Origin of the sequence: Micromonospora sp. WMMD987 (assembly GCF_029581435.1) — a bacterium.
Lineage (GTDB): Bacteria > Actinomycetota > Actinomycetes > Mycobacteriales > Micromonosporaceae > Micromonospora > Micromonospora rifamycinica.
The window spans coordinates 958,685-972,867 of the sequence record NZ_CP120861.1; the positions used below are offsets into that span (position 1 = coordinate 958,685).

Sequence of the window (14,183 nt, forward strand, 5' to 3'; positions counted from 1 at the left end):
CTAGGGCAGTAGTAAAGCGGTAGGGACCGCCCGCCGTCAAACCGCGTGTTCGCGGCCGGGTGGGACAGGTCCGCGAGGCGGATCGACCCGACCGGGCGGGGCTGGAAGGCGGAGGGTGAACACCGCCCCCGTCCCGGCGGTGCCGGAGACCGCCGCGGTGCCGCCGTGCAGCTCGGCGATCTTGCGGACGATGGCCAGCCCGAGGCCGCTGCCGCCCGTCCACCGGCTGCGGGACTTCTCGGCCCGCCAGAACCGTTCGAAGACGAGGTCACGCTGTTCCTCTGGAATTCCCGGCCCGGTATCGGCCACGGCGATCTCGACGTACGCCCCTTCGTGACGGGCGGAGAGGGTGACCCTGCCGTCGGCGGGGGTGTGCCGGATCGCGTTGGTGACCAGGTTGCCGATGGCCTGCCGGAGCCGGATCGGGTCGGCATCGAGCGACCCGGGTGCGGCATCGACGACCAGCGCGACCCCGGCGGCCTCGGCGGCAGGGGCGAAGGTGTCCGCGACCTCGCGCAGCAGTCTGGGCACCTCGACCTGTTGTCGGTGCAGGTGCAGTTCGCCCGCGTCGGCCGTCGCGAGGTCCTGAAGGTCGTCGATGACGTGCTGGAGCAGCAGCGCCTCGTCCAGCAGCGAGCTGACCAGGTCCGCGTCGAGTTCGACCACCCCGTCCTCGGCCGCTTCCAACCAGCCGCGGATGTTCGTCACGGGCGTACGCATCTCGTGGGCGATGTCGCCGACCATGTCGCGGCGCAGTTGCTCGACCCGGCACCGCTGTTCGGCCATCTCGTTGAACGCGGTGCCGAGCCGGGCGATCTCGTCGCGTCCGGCGACCCGGACCCGTGCCGTGGTGTCGCCGTTGCGCATCCGGCCGGCCGCAGCGGTCAACGCGTGCAACGGTCGGACCAGGCGTACCCCCACCAGCACCGTGACGCCGACCGCGACGAGCAGCACCACCGCGGCCAGCCCGGAGATCCGCAACCGGTTGGCCGGGGTGAGGTCGAAGGTGTCGACCCGCATCGGGGTACCCGGGTCGGTGACGAACAGCAGCGCGGGCGGCGCGACGTGGTCGGCGATCTGGGTGCGCCGTGCCGCGGAGACGCAGCCGTCGACAGCGTCGCGTCGCCCGGCGGTGACCGGGCCGGACCCGGCCGGGGTCCACCCTCCGTCGAGCGCGGTTCGCACCGCCGGTATCCGCTGGCGATCCAGGCAGGTGTTGACCAGGTCGTCGAGCTGGCCCAGCGCTCTCCGCTCGGTGGCGGTGGGCTCGGCCAGCGCGTCGAGTTCCCCGGCGCACCGGGTGCCGCCGGTGACGGTGCTGCCTCGGGACTCGATACGGGGCCGACCGCTCGGGGCGACGACGATCTCCGCGTCGGTGTGGACCGGGAGCGGCCCTTCCGCCGCGATCACCGGGACCGGGGCGGTGTCGACCGGACCGCGCAGACAGTCCCGTGCTCTCTCGGCGAGCCTGCGTAGCGCGGTCCGTTCGGCGACCGGCAGTTGGTACGGGCCGGTGGCCCGCGCGTCGATGCCGTCCTGTCCCGCCGTTCTCGCCAGATCGGTGTTGACGTCGAGCGGGTCGACGGTGGCGGAGGCCCGTTGCGGCAGGGCTCCCGCACCGGACGCGGCGAGCGGGGTGCGGTCGCGGTCGGTCAGGACGATCCGCCGCTCGGTGGCCGCCGCGAGGGACCGAACCAGGGGCAGTACGGCCGTCCAGTCCCGGTGCGTCGCGGCGTGCCCGAGCAGGGCGTCGTAGATCCTCGCGTCGTCGGCGAGCGCCCGGCCGCGTTCCTGTTGGAGCGCCCGGGTCGTGTCGCGTACGGCGAGCCAGGCGGTCGCCGAGATCGAGAGTACGGAGATCACCACGCTGAGGGCGAGCAACCGGACCAGGAGGCTGCCGCGTCCGGGCCGCTCAGCCATCGGCGAGCTTGTATCCGATGCCGTACACGGTGAGCAGCCGTCGCGGGCGGCGGGGATTCGCCTCGATCTTCCGGCGCAGGTTCATCACGTGCACGTCGACCGTGCGGGCCGTGATGTACGAGTCGAGCCCGTGCAGCCGGCGGAGCAACTGGTCGCGGCTGAACACCCTCCCCGGCTCCGCCGTGAACGCGCTCAACAGGGCGAATTCGCCCGGCGTGCACGACACCGGGACGCCTGCGACGGTGACCTCGTGGCGTACCGGATCGAGGAGGAGGTCGCCCACCCGCAGCACCGGTGCGACGGGCCGCACGGCCACGGGCGCCACCACGGACCGGGTCCGGCGGAGCAGGGTGCGCACCCGCGCCGCCAGTTCCCGCGGGCTGTACGGCTTCGTCAGGTAGTCGTCGGCACCCAGGTCCAGGCCGAGCAGCAGGTCGTCCTCGGTGCCCCGGGCGGTGACCATCAGCACCGGCACCTCCGAGTCGCGACGCAGGATGCGGCACACGTCCAGCCCGTCGACGCGCGGCATCATGACGTCCAGCACCAGCAGGTCCGGCGGGCAGTGGCGGATCTCGTCCAGCGCGGCCCGGCCGTCGTGGACCACCGACACCCGGTGGCCCTCGTGCTCCAGGTATCGCCGGAGCAGTTCGGCCTGTTTGGGGTCGTCCTCGGCGACCAGCACGTTCGCACTCACGGTGGGGAGTCTACGAGGCCTTTAGGCAGCGGAAACAGGTCGAGAACGGGACCATCACCGGATCACGACAGGTCTCTGACAAGTGACCGTCAGGCTCTGCGGCCATGGCACGAACACTCGTCTCACTACCGAACCCCGCACCCGTCGGCCCACCGCCGGACCGGGGCGGTGGAATCCCGGCCCCCGCCAGGGAGAAGAAGTCGGCACTGTCGAAGGGGCTGGTCGCGGTGGCCCTGGTCGCGGTGGCCTTCGTCGCCGCCGGCCTCGCGCCCACGTCGCCCGTCCAGGCGAAGGACCGCCGCTATCCGGTCAAGTCGCTCGACTACACCCTCGGCGACACCGCCTTCACGGTCGCCGGCTTCCACACCGACGGCCCGGACTCGCCCCTGGCGCCGATCGAGTTGACCGGCAAGGTGCACTACCCGGCCACCGGCAGGGGCCCGTTTCCGCTGGTCGTGCTCTCCCACGGCTACTGGTCCACGTGCGCGGACCAGGCCGCCGAGGACGAGGCGAAGCGCATCGAGGCGGAGTCGCCGACCGACTACTACGAGGATCCGCGCTGGTTGGCTGCCACCGGCCGGCTCTCGCAGTGGCCCTGCCCGCCCGGCATCGCGGCGCTGCCCAGCTACCGGGGTTACGACTACCTCGCCCGGGAGCTCGCCGCCCAGGGCATGGTCGCCATTTCGATCAGCGCGAACGGCATCAACGCCGGCCAGATCGGCACCGAATCCGACATCGCCCGCGCGAAGCTCATCAACAAGCACCTCGCGCTCTGGACCGAACTGGCCCGTACGGGCCGGGGCGCCCTGGCCGGCCACTTCAGCGGCCCGACCCCGAAGCTCACCGGCAGAATCGACTTTTCCCGTACCGGGACGCTCGGCCACTCACGTGGCGGCCGCGCCGTGGCCTGGCACGCCGCCGACATCCACCGCGCCGACATTCCGGCAGGCGTGCGGGTGGCCGGCGTCCTCGCCCTCGCCGCCGCCAATCCCGGCGCGGCCACCAACCCGGGTTCCCCGGATGCCAAGCTCTACCGGGTGACCTCGGCGCCCCTCGCGGTCTGGGTCGGCGGCTGCGACAGCGAGCAGGGCCTCGACTACGCGAAGCTGGCAACCGGGCACACCCGTAAGCCGATCTACACCTGGCACGTCCGCGGTGCCAACCACAACTTCCTCAACACCCAGTGGTCCCCCGAGAGCGGGCAGGTCGGGGCGGTCGACGACCAGGGCTTCGCCCCGGCACCGGGCTGGTGTGGCAGCCCGACCATCCCGGACTGGGATCCGGACAGCGGCACCCCGGAGCCGCCGATCGAGTGGTCGCACGTGACCCGCAAACTGACCGAGACCCAACAGCGTCAGGTCAGCATCGGGTACGTCACCGCGTTCTTCCGTTCCGCGCTGCTGGGCGACCGGCAGGCCGAGAAGATCATCAGCGGTCGCGTCGACCCGTACGCCTCGTTCACCGTGGTCGACGCGGAGAAAATCGTCCCCCAGCCTCGCCGAGGATCGAGGTAGCCGGCACGGCCGGTGAAGCCCGAGTCGTCGTAGACGGTTCGTGCCACGGCTTGAGGAACCGGGCCGGTCGGACGCGGTGACGGGGAGGAGCGCGTTCGCGGTCGACGCGGTCGGTATGGCGGCGGGGTGCGGGCGATCTCGGGGCGAGCGCTCCGCGCTCCTCCGCGGCAGACGCTGAGGGCGGGTGCATGGACGGCACGTCGTTGATCTTCGATGATGTGCTCGACGTGTGCCCGCCAGCGGCTGCCAACCCGGGTCACCCGGTGCCGACGCGGGTCACCGCAGCCGCTCGTCGCCGCAGGCGGGGGTTCGGGTGGGCGAGCTGTGGTCCTGGGCTGGGCGAACGGGGTCCGGGTGCCGTGGGTGGACGTGGGCCACTCCCTGCCACCCCAGGTGAACCCGCAGGTCGCTAGACTAGGCGCTCGCGCCCTCGTAGCTCAGGGGATAGCGCATCGGTTTCCCAAGACTGGCCTCCGCCGGTGTCCACAGGACGATGACCTGCGGATTTCCTATCGTCCCGTTACGTGCCGGTCGCTTCGCGGGCTCGCTGCGATCGCTTGCCGAAGATCAGCTGACCAGCGCTTCGGTCGGTGTCATGAACGCTGAGGAGCGGCCTGGGCGCGAGGTCAATCTGCTGTCGGGGCGCGAACCTGCCACAGGGCGCTGACCGGCATTGCGCGGAGTCTGTCGCCGAACGGCAGCGTGGAGGTTCCGGTGTAGAGGACGATGCCGGCGATGAAGTCGTCGCCGAGGCGGTCCGCGAGTCGGCGTAGCCCGCGGAAGTCCTCGGGCCCGATGGTGGTGGCTGCTTTGACTTCGATCCCGACTACCTGGCCGGATCTGTTTTCGAGCACCGCGTCGACTTCGTACCTGCTCTGGTCGCGGTAGTGGGACAGGTCGACGAACTGATCGGACCAGGTGAGCTGCCGGGACAGCTCGGACAGGACGAATGATTCGAGCAGCGGGCCGAACGGTGCGCCCGGCCGGAGCAGTGCCCGGGCGTCGGTCGCGATCTCGTTGGCCGCGATGCCCGAGTCGACGAAGATGAGTTTGGGCGCGGCGGTGGCCCGGGTGCCCAGGTTGCGGGACCAGCCCGGGATCCGCTTGATCAGGAAGATCTCTTCCAGGGCCTGGAGGTAGCGGGCGATCGTCGGTCGACTGAGCCCGAGGGCGGATTCCAGGGAGTTGGCGGCGATGATGGTCGCGGATCTGGCCGCAAGCAGGCGTACCAGTTTGCGTAGCTCGCCCTTGTGCTGGATGTCGGACAGCTGGCGGACGTCGCGGTCGATGAGCGCTTGGACGTAGGCGTCGAGGAATCGTTGGCGGCGGCGTGGGTCGGTGCGGGTGGTGGCCTCGGGTAGGCCGCCGCGCACGATCCTGGCCGCATAGTCGGCGCGGGTCACCTCCGACTCGTGTCGCAGGTCCGGGCCGAGCGTGAAGACGGCGTCGATGAATCCGTCCGGCTCGGCATCGAGTTCTCCCTGGGAGAACGGCCAGAGTTCCACGGTCTCCATCCGGCCGGGCAATGCGTCCGGGGCGGCAACCATGCCGAACAACCGAGACGAGCCGGTGAGCAGATACCGGCCCGGACGAGGGTCCTCGTCGACTGCTGCCTTGATGGCCAGCAGTAGTTCCGGAGCACGCTGGATCTCGTCGATGACCAGGAGTTCGGAGGAGTCCACGAACCCGACCGGGTCGGCGATCGCCGCCGCCCGGTCCTGAGCCCGATCAAGATCGCGGCGCTCGGCCAGGCGATCCCCGGCGACGAGGCGAACCAGGGTGCTCTTGCCCGCTTGGCGTGCTCCGCTGATCAAGACGACGCGGGTGTCCTCCAGGGCAGCGTTGACCTGTGCGGCGGCGCGGCGGGGGATCAGATGCGGTGTGGGCACTGCATCATCATAACGACCGCGTTTTCGATCTGCGAGGACACCGGCTTTCGATCTGCGAGGCAAGGTGCGTTCGGTACGCGGCTAATTGATGTTCGATCTGCGGGCCACGCGGGCGGGCCGGTTCGTGGAAGGAGTCCACGGCTACGTCGCGTTGTTGTGGGTCGCGGCGAGTTCGGGAAAGGCTTCCTCCCAGCGCTGGCGGATCGTCACCAGCCTGCCCGGCATCGGCACCACCCTCGCCGCCGAGTTCCTCGCCCACGCCGGCCCCCTCACCACCTACCCCAGCGCCGCGGCGCTCGCCGCGCACGCCGGGCTCGCGCACCGCGCTCCCCTGGTGGCGACTGCCGAAGGTGGGCACGCAGGCAGGGTATCGTTGATCTTCGATGATGTGCGCGACGTGTGCTCGCCAGCGGAGGTCACCCCGGGTCAACCCGCGCCGACGTGGGTCACCGCAGCCGCTCGTGGTCGCAAACGGGGTTCGTGTGCTCGAGCTGTGGCCCTGGACTGGGCGAACGGGGGTCCAGGTGCTGCGGGTGGACGTGGGCCACTCCCTGCCACCTGAGGTGAACCCGCAGGTCGCTAGACTAGGCGCTCGCGCCCTCGTAGCTCAGGGGATAGAGCATCGATTTCCTAAGACTGGCCTCCGCCGGTGTCCACAGGCCGGTGACCTGCGGATTTCCTATCGTCCCCGTTACGTGCCGGTCGCTTCGCGGGCTCGCTGCGATCGCTTGCCGAAGATCAGCTGGAACGTTGTGGGCCCTGTGGGTGCCGGCATGACGTAGCCGTGAGTCGGGGCCGAGTCATCGTTCCTCGTCGTCGAGTAGTTCGCGGCGCCACTCCGCGAATCGGCTTCGGAGTTCGTCCAGCGCTGGGCCGGTGACGCCGTACTGGGCGAAGTCGTCGGGGTCGAGGTGGGTGGCTTGTCCGAGGGTGTCGGCGAAGATGCGCGGGTCGAAGCCACGGTCGGCGCGCTGGGCCAGGGTGAGAAGGGCTTCGCGGGTGTAGCGGCCGGAGCGGAGGGTGGCGTCGATGTCGATGAAGTCCCGGGCGAACGCTCGCCCGTAGAGGGCGCTCATCTTGTTCGCTACTGCGTCGTCGGGGTGGAGGACGGGTCCGATCGCCATGAGGATCGGTTCGTTGGCGCGCCAGTCCACGCCGAGTTCGACCTTGGAAACCCGAATGCCGTCGGTGACGGCCAGCCGGGCGAAGGTGTCGTACTGGCGCTCGGTCTCGACGGTCAGGCTGTCGTCCCGGTAGGCGTGCACGACGGCGGTGACCGCGGAGGTGAACTCGTTGCGGCGGTCCCAGGCGGTGAACAGGTCGACGTCCTCGCTGGGCCGCTCGACAAGCCCGGCGGCCTGGACCGCGTAGCCGCCGGCCAGCGCGAAGCCGTATCGATCGGCCGCCGCGAGCCCGGTGCGGGCGAGGCGTTCGTGGAAGGGGTCCACCGCTACGCCGCGTTGCTGCGGGTCGCGGCGAGTTCGGGGAAGGCTTCCTCCCAGCGCTGGCGGAGCTGGGGCGGTAGCCAGAGGGTGGGCCAGAGCCGCCGGAGGAGGTCGGCGTCGAGCCAGGTGTTCAGGTCCTCGACGGTGCTGGCTTCGGTGAGTACCACCTTGTACATGCTGGCCAGGCGTGCGGGCCGGTCAAGGTCGTACTCGGCGTGCCCGGACCAGTCGAGATGACGCGGAAGCGTCACCATGCCGCCAATCGGGCCATGCAGCGCGGCCAGGGTTTCAGCCACCACGTAGGGCTTCCGGTCACCGTAGGGCCGGTAGTCCGCCGGCGGCTGGGGTGCCGTCCTGCGTCGGCTGATGTTGGTCGCCCGTCGGACTTCTGGTCGGAGCGCCTGACGGATGGTCTCTCGGCTGTATCCGGTGACCCGCTGCAGATCCACCGGCCGCCACCCGGCCGCGTGAAACGCCCGCAACTGCTCGTCCCGCTCGGTCAACGCCTGCGCCCGCGTCGCCTCGTACCGGGAGACAACCGCCTGCAGCTCATCCTCGGAGAACCGGCCCATGGCCATCAGCCTACTACGCTAGGCCCAGCAAGCTTGGCCTTTCATTCGCACCCTGTAACCGGCGGGCCCAGGCGTGGTGATCGCGTCGGGATGCACTCACGTTCTGGTGAAGCCGAGGGCCCGGTATCCGGGCATGCGGCGTAGGAGTGAGGCGGCAAGGATGGGTGTGGCCGGGTCGTGGTAGTCGTGGGCTTCGGCGAGGTCCTTGCCGGGTGCGGCGCGGATGACTCGGCCGGCGCATTGGACGAGTAGGCCGTCGTAGGAGATCGGGCCGGCGAGGAACAGGGTGTCGAGGGCGGGGGCGTCGAAGCCTTCACCGATGAACGGTGTGGTGCCGATGACAAGCAGGCCGTCGCCGGCCTTGGCGCCGTCGAGCCGGTCAACGACGGCCCGCCGTTCGCGGGTGCTCATCCCGCCTTGGAGCACGAGCGCCTGATGTCCGCGTGCGGCGAGCAGAGCGGTGAGTGCCTCGACCTGGGCGACGCGTCGGGTCAGCACGAGACAGTTACGGCCGCGGGTCAGGGCTGCGGCGACGTCATCGGCGATCTGGGTGTTACGGGGCTCGTCGAGGGCGAGTCTTCGGTGGACCTCGGCGAGCGCGCCGGGCGTGTCCAGGTCGATGTCGCCGGGTTGGAATGTGGTCTCGTGGATGAACAGCGCTCGCCGGGGTCCGGCGTCGGTGTGCATCGCGGCTGCGAGGGTGCCTGGTTCCTCGTCGGTCAGGGTGTGGCGGACGGGGCCGAGTTGCCAGGTGACGAGTTGGCCGAGGCCGTCGCGTCGGGTGGGGGTGGCGGTGAGGCCGAGCCAGAACTGCGCGGCGATCCGTTTGACCGAGTGCTCGTAGGCTGCGGCGCCGAGGTGGTGGCATTCGTCGACGATGACGTGCCCGTACCCCTGGGTCAGGGTGGCGACGTCGTCGCGCCGGGCGAGGGAGGGCAGCAGCGCGATGTCCACCGTGCCGGTGAGCTTGCGTCGGCCGCCGCCGAGTTGACCGGGCTTGACGTCGAGGAACTGTTGGATGCGGATGCGCCACTGGTCGGCGAGGGCTTTGCGGTCGACGAGGACGAGAGTGGAGGCGTTGCGCTCGGCGATCACGGCGCAGGCCATGACGGTCTTGCCGGAGCCGGGTGGGGCAACCAGGATCCCGTCGTCGTGGGCGAGAAGCGCGCCGACCGCGTTGGCCTGCCTGCTGGTGAGTTCGGCGGTGAACGCGGTGTCGATCTCGCTCCCGGAGTTCCGTGCGTCCGTGACGGCCAGCCGGGATCCGGCGCGTTCGACGATGGTGGCGATGGTGTGCCGCAGGCCCCGTGGGAGGACCAGGTGGTCATCGAGGGTGAGGTTGTAGCCCTGGATGAAGCGTGGGGTGTCCCAGGTGGACTTGCGGAGTCGCTGCAGTTCGTAGAACTTCGGGTTGGCCATGGCGGCGGCGTGCTTGAACGTCGCCAGGGCGGCGGGGGTGAGCTGTCCGGCGTCGATGCTCAGCCCGGCACCGGCCTCCGCGTGGACCACGGGAGGTAGCGGTGGATGGACCTGGGTCGCGGCGGACCGGCTCATCGTGGCGACGTCGGCACCGGTGACGGCTTGCTTCGCCTGCCGGGCGATCCGTTCGGCGTCGCCGGGGCTGAGCCGGTCCAGCGTCGACAGGAACGCCCACTGGTCCGCGTGCGGCTCGAGGATGCCGAGGTCGAGGAAGGTGGTCAGCCCGTCCTTGCGGCGGCGTCCCTGTAGGGGTGCGGCGATGAGGTTGCCGAAGCCCCCCTCGGGCAGGACGTCCTGGTTGGGGAACAGCCGGTCGTACGAGCGCAGATCCATCGACCCGCGCAGCACCATCGCCTCCCGCAGCAGGACCGTGCCGACGGCCCGCGCGGTGGCCGCGGCAACAGCACCGGTGAAGAAGACCCACACGTGGGCACCGCGGCCTGACTGGGAGATCTCCAACGCGGCGGGCACCGCGCTGGCCTGTGCCGCCTTCACGTACGCGAGGGCGTCGAGCATCGCCGTCGGCCCGTCAAAGTCGGCCACGACGAAGTGGCAGGTGTTGCCGGGCATCAGCGGATACAGGCCCATGAACACGTCCCCGACCAGATGCGCCGCGACGACCTCCGCCGTGCGGGGCAGGTAGGAGGCACCCCGCCGGTCCATACCCCTACGCCAACCACCGGCGACCGCAGGCATCCACCCGGCAGCACCGGTACGGGCGTTGTCCCACCGCACGGCGTACACGTCGACCCGGGCCCGGAACCGGTCGGCGAACAACGCCAGCTTGTCCCGAGTCGGCGAAGCCATCGTGACCAGCCCCGGCGGCTCCACCGGAGCGGACAACTGCTCCGGCGCCGCAAGCGTGTCCTGGCCGCGCAATTCCAGCAGACGCGCCAGCCGGGCGTTCTCCGCCCGTAACCGCTCCACCTCCCGGCGCAGATCAGCGAACTCGGCCACCGAATTCATGCCGACCATCCTCGCGTATCGGGCTCCCAACACCCCGACACCGGTCCGCTATCCTCCGCCGATGGCATCGAAAGGCAACGCCGCGCTGGAGGCGATGATCGAGGAAGCCACGGTCGACACGGACGGTTGCGAGGACGAGCTCGCCGGTCTGTTCACCATGATCGAGGAGCATCTGGCGGTGCCGTTCACCACCACCGTCCTCGGCGTCGAGGTCGCCGTGCGGAAGGTCGAGCTGGCGGCGGACAGCATCGTCGCGATCTGCGTCCGCGGCCGCCACCGGCAGCAGGTCGGCCTTCTCGACCTTCCGCTACCCACCCCCGCGCCGGACGGTGCTGGGTGGATCGACGCCTACCGGCACTGGGCCGGACGGTAGGCCACGGTGAGCGAGTACCAGTACTACGAGTTCACCGCCGTCGACCGGCCCCTCACCGGGCGGGAGCGGGCCGAGCTGCGGTCGCTTTCCACCCGGGCCGACATCACCGCCACCAGCTTCGTCAACACCTACGAGTGGGGCGACTTCAAGGGCAACCCGCGGAAGCTGATGGAACGGTACTTCGACGCGCACCTCTACCTGACGAACTGGGGCACCCGCCAGCTCATGCTGCGGCTACCGAAACACGTGCTCGACCCCGTCACCGTCTCCCAGTACTGCCAAGGTGACAGCGCATCCGCGTGGACCGCAGGCAAGCACGTCATCATCGACCTCCACGACGAGGACGAGGACGGCACCGACGAGTGGGACCTCGACGGCCACGGCCTGCTCACCTCCATTATCCCGGTCCGGGCCGGCCTCGCCGCCGGCGACCTGCGCCTGCTCTACCTGGCCTGGCTGCGCTGCGTACAGTCCGAGGACATCGCCGACGACGAGCCCGAACCGCCCGCCCCGGCCGGACTGGGCAGCCTCGACGCGTCCCTCACCGCCGTAGCCGAGTTCCTGCGCATCGACCCCGATCTGATCACGGCTGCGGCGGCCGGGTCGGTGCCGGTCGCCTCCGGTGAACCGCCCGCCGCGCAACTACGCACCTGGGTCGTCGGGTTGCCCGCCCCGGACAAGGACGCCATCCTGACCGACCTGATCACCGGCGGTGACAGCCACCTAAGCAGCCGACTGCTGCGCCGCTACCGCGACGCGCATCCCGCCGACGCGTCCACCCCGACGGCCGCCCGCACCGCCGGAGAGCTACTCGCCACCGCCGCCGACCTGCGCGCCGAACGGGAACGCCTCGACGCCGAGCGGCGTGAACGCGACCGGGTCCGCCGGGAACGGTCCGCGGCAGCAGCCCGGCAACGGCACCTCGACACCCTCGCGAGCGACCAACCCGCCGCATGGCAGCGCGTCGACGAACTCATCGCCACAAAGAAACCCCGCGAGTACGACAGCGCTGTGCAACTCCTCGTCGACCTGCGCGATCTCGCCGAACGCGACGGAGACAGCGGGCTGTTCCAACAGCGGCTGGCCGAACTGCGGGCGGTGCACGCCCGCAAGCCCAGCCTGCTCGAACGCCTCAACCTCGCAGGCCTCGGCACCTGACGCTTGGATCGCGGCCCGGTGAGTTGGCCACCGTCGCCGACGCGCGGCGTGGCCAGCCCTGAGATCAGCCTTCAGCTATGGATGGCCGATCTGCAACAGATCCCGCGTTGGCGGCCATAGTGTGGTGTGAGGCATCAGGTACGGCCGTCGGACGAGGAACTGTGGTCTTCGATCGCCGCCGGTGACGAGGCGGCTTTCGGTCGGCTCTTCGACCGGTACTCCCGTCCGGTCTACAACCACGCGTTCCGGCTGACCGGGTCGTGGTCGACGGCCGAGGACGTCACCCAGGCGACGTTCCTCGTCGCGTGGCGCCGCCGGCACGACGCGCGACTCGTGGACGGATCGGAACTGCCGTGGTTGCTGGTCGTCGCCACCAACGCGGTCCGCTCGGAGTGGCGGTCGGCGCGCCGGTGGCTGGCGCTGCTACGGCGTCTACCGGGAGAGCGGTACGCCGATGGTGACCTCGCCGAGGACGTCTCTGCGCGGCTCGATGACGAGCGGCGGATGGCCGAAGTCCTCGCGGTGGTGCGCCGGTTGCCATCGGCCGAGCGGGAGGCGGTGGCGTTGTGCCTGTGGTCCGGCGTTTCGTACCCGGACCCGGCAGCCGTGTTGGGCATCAGCGAGGTGGCGGTGCGGTCGAGGGTCAGTCGTGCGCGCAGCCGCCTGGCCCGTTTGATGCCGGAGGAGATTCAGGAGGGGAATCGGTGAACGACATTCTCGACCTGCCCGTTGAGCGGGACCTGCCACCGGAGGCAGCGCGCGCGATGCGGGCCCGGATCCTCGGCTTCGCGAGCCCGCCTCCGCCGCGTACCCCACGACTGCGGATCGCCATGGCTGCGGCGGTGCTGCTGGCCGTGGCGTCCGGTGCCGTATCGGTGGTGTGGGACCGGCCGGAGCGCTCGACCGTGCAGGTGTTGGCCATGGGGGTCGGGGAGCTGTCGCCGACGCTGCAGGATGCGGCCGAGCGGTGCCTGCAGTGGAACTCCCCACAACGACAGACCCGCCAGGCTCCAGGGGAGCGACCCGTTCCGGTGTCCCTGGCCGACCTGGCGGTGGCCACGGAGCGAGGTGACCGCGCGCTGGTGTTGTTCATGAATGACGTCGGCTACGCCACCTGTGACGTGGAGTGGGTGGGAACACCCCGGGAGTCCGGCGGGGGCGCCACTGAGCCGTGGCCGCACGGTGCCTGGCTGCCCGGGCCGGTGCAGCGGCTGCTGCTGACCTCCACCGAGTTCGACGGTGGGGACGTCAGCGTCAGCGGCCGGGTCAGCAGCCGCGTCCATCGGCTTGTGCTCGATCATGGTGACGGCCACACCACCACAGCGCGACTTTCCGAAGGCGCGTTCGGCCTGATGACCAGCGACTCCCGACTCGAGGTCGACAACGACCCTGAACTGGTCAGCTACGACGCCCACGGGACGGATATCGACAGACGTCCGCTGTTCCAGGCCGAAGACCAACACGAGCACTGCTATACGGGCCCGGACGGGAAGCGGATCTACGGCAAACCGACCAGCGGCTGCCGTCCTGCCGAGAAGTGGGGGCGTTAACCATGATCGTAGGGTGACTGCTGCCCCGGGGGCGGGGGTCGTCACTCGCGGGTCAGCCCCGGTGGCAGCGCGTCCTCGTCGGGTTGGACCTGGCGGGCGTTGGCCACGGGGTCGCGCTCCAGGGTGTGGATCAGTGGTGCCGGGCCGCCGAGGCAGGTCCAGGTGTCGTCCCACAGCGCGGAGACCAGCCATGACCGGTCGGCGGGGAAGAACAGGTCCGGTAGCGCGCCGTACGGGTCGCGGATGTGCCCACCGGTGCGCCAGGTGAGGGCTTGCTCGGGGCCAGCCTGGACCAGTACGTAGGGCCAGTTCCAGTAGAGGAACACCCTCGGGGCGTGGGGAAGACGACGTCGTGGGCGCCGGTGTGTCGAGGTAGGCCAGGCGCCACGGCTGGTCGGCGGTGTGCGTGGTGAGGTCCTCGATGGGGGCGTGCTCGTAGGCGGCGGCAGCGGTGACGTCGTCGGCTTGGTACGTGGTGGCGTAGGCGTCGAAGACCGGCGGTACGGTGGTGGTGATCGAGACGCCGGCAGTGGTGTGCCCGGCGATCCAGCTCACGTCGGCGGCGGCACCGACGCGCCAGTCCCGCCCGTCCTTGCTTACCTGCACACCGCTATTCAAGTCTC

General features: G+C 70.4%; 13 protein-coding genes. 6 read left to right on the top strand and 7 right to left on the bottom strand.

Going from position 1 to position 14,183, the window contains the following annotated elements:
• Positions 1 to 36: 36 nt before the first annotated feature.
• Together O7612_RS04255 and O7612_RS04260 are read right to left on the bottom strand one after the other, a co-directional pair.
• On the bottom strand, positions 37 to 1,920 hold the full coding sequence (locus O7612_RS04255) for a HAMP domain-containing sensor histidine kinase (protein ID WP_282270662.1): 1,884 nt from the start codon (positions 1,918 to 1,920) through the stop codon (positions 37 to 39).
• Positions 1,913 to 2,614 (bottom strand): response regulator transcription factor, encoded by a 702-nt coding sequence (locus tag O7612_RS04260; protein WP_282270664.1) that lies wholly within the window; start codon positions 2,612 to 2,614, stop codon positions 1,913 to 1,915. The genes O7612_RS04255 and O7612_RS04260 overlap by 8 nt, the downstream gene beginning before the upstream one ends.
• 104 nt (positions 2,615 to 2,718) lie before the next feature.
• On the opposite strand from O7612_RS04260, the gene O7612_RS04265 reads away from it, so the two are divergent.
• Positions 2,719 to 4,128 (top strand): hypothetical protein, encoded by a 1,410-nt coding sequence (locus tag O7612_RS04265; protein WP_282270666.1) that lies wholly within the window; start codon positions 2,719 to 2,721, stop codon positions 4,126 to 4,128.
• A gap of 626 nt (positions 4,129 to 4,754) precedes the next feature.
• Here the strand turns inward: O7612_RS04265 and O7612_RS04270 are convergent.
• Entirely contained in the window at positions 4,755 to 6,017 is a 1,263-nt protein-coding gene (locus tag O7612_RS04270; protein ID WP_282270668.1) for an ATP-binding protein, read from the bottom strand.
• A gap of 88 nt (positions 6,018 to 6,105) precedes the next feature.
• Between O7612_RS04270 and O7612_RS04275 the strand changes: the two genes are divergently transcribed.
• Positions 6,106 to 6,579 carry a transposase gene (locus tag O7612_RS04275; protein WP_282270670.1) on the top strand — a complete coding sequence of 158 codons (474 nt, stop codon included), beginning with the start codon at positions 6,106 to 6,108 and terminating at the stop codon, positions 6,577 to 6,579.
• A gap of 238 nt (positions 6,580 to 6,817) precedes the next feature.
• Here O7612_RS04275 and O7612_RS04280 read toward each other — a convergent pair whose 3' ends face one another.
• The 3 genes from O7612_RS04280 to O7612_RS04290 form a co-directional block, all read right to left on the bottom strand.
• Entirely contained in the window at positions 6,818 to 7,465 is a 648-nt protein-coding gene (locus tag O7612_RS04280) for a nucleotidyl transferase AbiEii/AbiGii toxin family protein (protein WP_282270672.1), read from the bottom strand.
• 2 nt (positions 7,466 to 7,467) lie between these two features.
• The gene (locus O7612_RS04285) at positions 7,468 to 8,034 is read right to left on the bottom strand and encodes a hypothetical protein (protein WP_282270673.1); all 567 of its coding nucleotides are present in this window, start codon (positions 8,032 to 8,034) and stop codon (positions 7,468 to 7,470) included.
• Between the two features lie 96 nt (positions 8,035 to 8,130).
• Positions 8,131 to 10,479 (bottom strand): DEAD/DEAH box helicase, encoded by a 2,349-nt coding sequence (locus tag O7612_RS04290; RefSeq protein ID WP_282270674.1) that lies wholly within the window; start codon positions 10,477 to 10,479, stop codon positions 8,131 to 8,133.
• Between the two features lie 61 nt (positions 10,480 to 10,540).
• Here O7612_RS04290 and O7612_RS04295 point away from each other — a divergent pair, with 61 nt between their 5' ends.
• From O7612_RS04295 to O7612_RS04310, 4 genes are all read left to right on the top strand, one after another.
• Positions 10,541 to 10,852, top strand: a complete 312-nt coding sequence (locus O7612_RS04295; protein ID WP_282270675.1) for a hypothetical protein — start codon at positions 10,541 to 10,543, stop codon at positions 10,850 to 10,852.
• 6 nt (positions 10,853 to 10,858) lie between these two features.
• Positions 10,859 to 12,010, top strand: a complete 1,152-nt coding sequence (locus O7612_RS04300; RefSeq protein WP_282270677.1) for a hypothetical protein — start codon at positions 10,859 to 10,861, stop codon at positions 12,008 to 12,010.
• Between the two features lie 126 nt (positions 12,011 to 12,136).
• Positions 12,137 to 12,718 carry an RNA polymerase sigma factor gene (locus O7612_RS04305; RefSeq protein ID WP_282270679.1) on the top strand — a complete coding sequence of 194 codons (582 nt, stop codon included), beginning with the start codon at positions 12,137 to 12,139 and terminating at the stop codon, positions 12,716 to 12,718.
• Positions 12,715 to 13,560: a hypothetical protein gene (locus O7612_RS04310; RefSeq protein WP_282270682.1), complete on the top strand. Its 846-nt coding sequence runs from the start codon at positions 12,715 to 12,717 to the stop codon at positions 13,558 to 13,560. The genes O7612_RS04305 and O7612_RS04310 overlap by 4 nt, the downstream gene beginning before the upstream one ends.
• Before the next feature lie 41 nt (positions 13,561 to 13,601).
• Here the strand turns inward: O7612_RS04310 and O7612_RS04315 are convergent, their stop codons facing one another.
• Positions 13,602 to 13,886, bottom strand: coding sequence for a hypothetical protein (locus O7612_RS04315; RefSeq protein WP_194821814.1), 285 nt, complete (start codon positions 13,884 to 13,886; stop codon positions 13,602 to 13,604).
• Positions 13,887 to 14,183 lie beyond the last annotated feature (297 nt).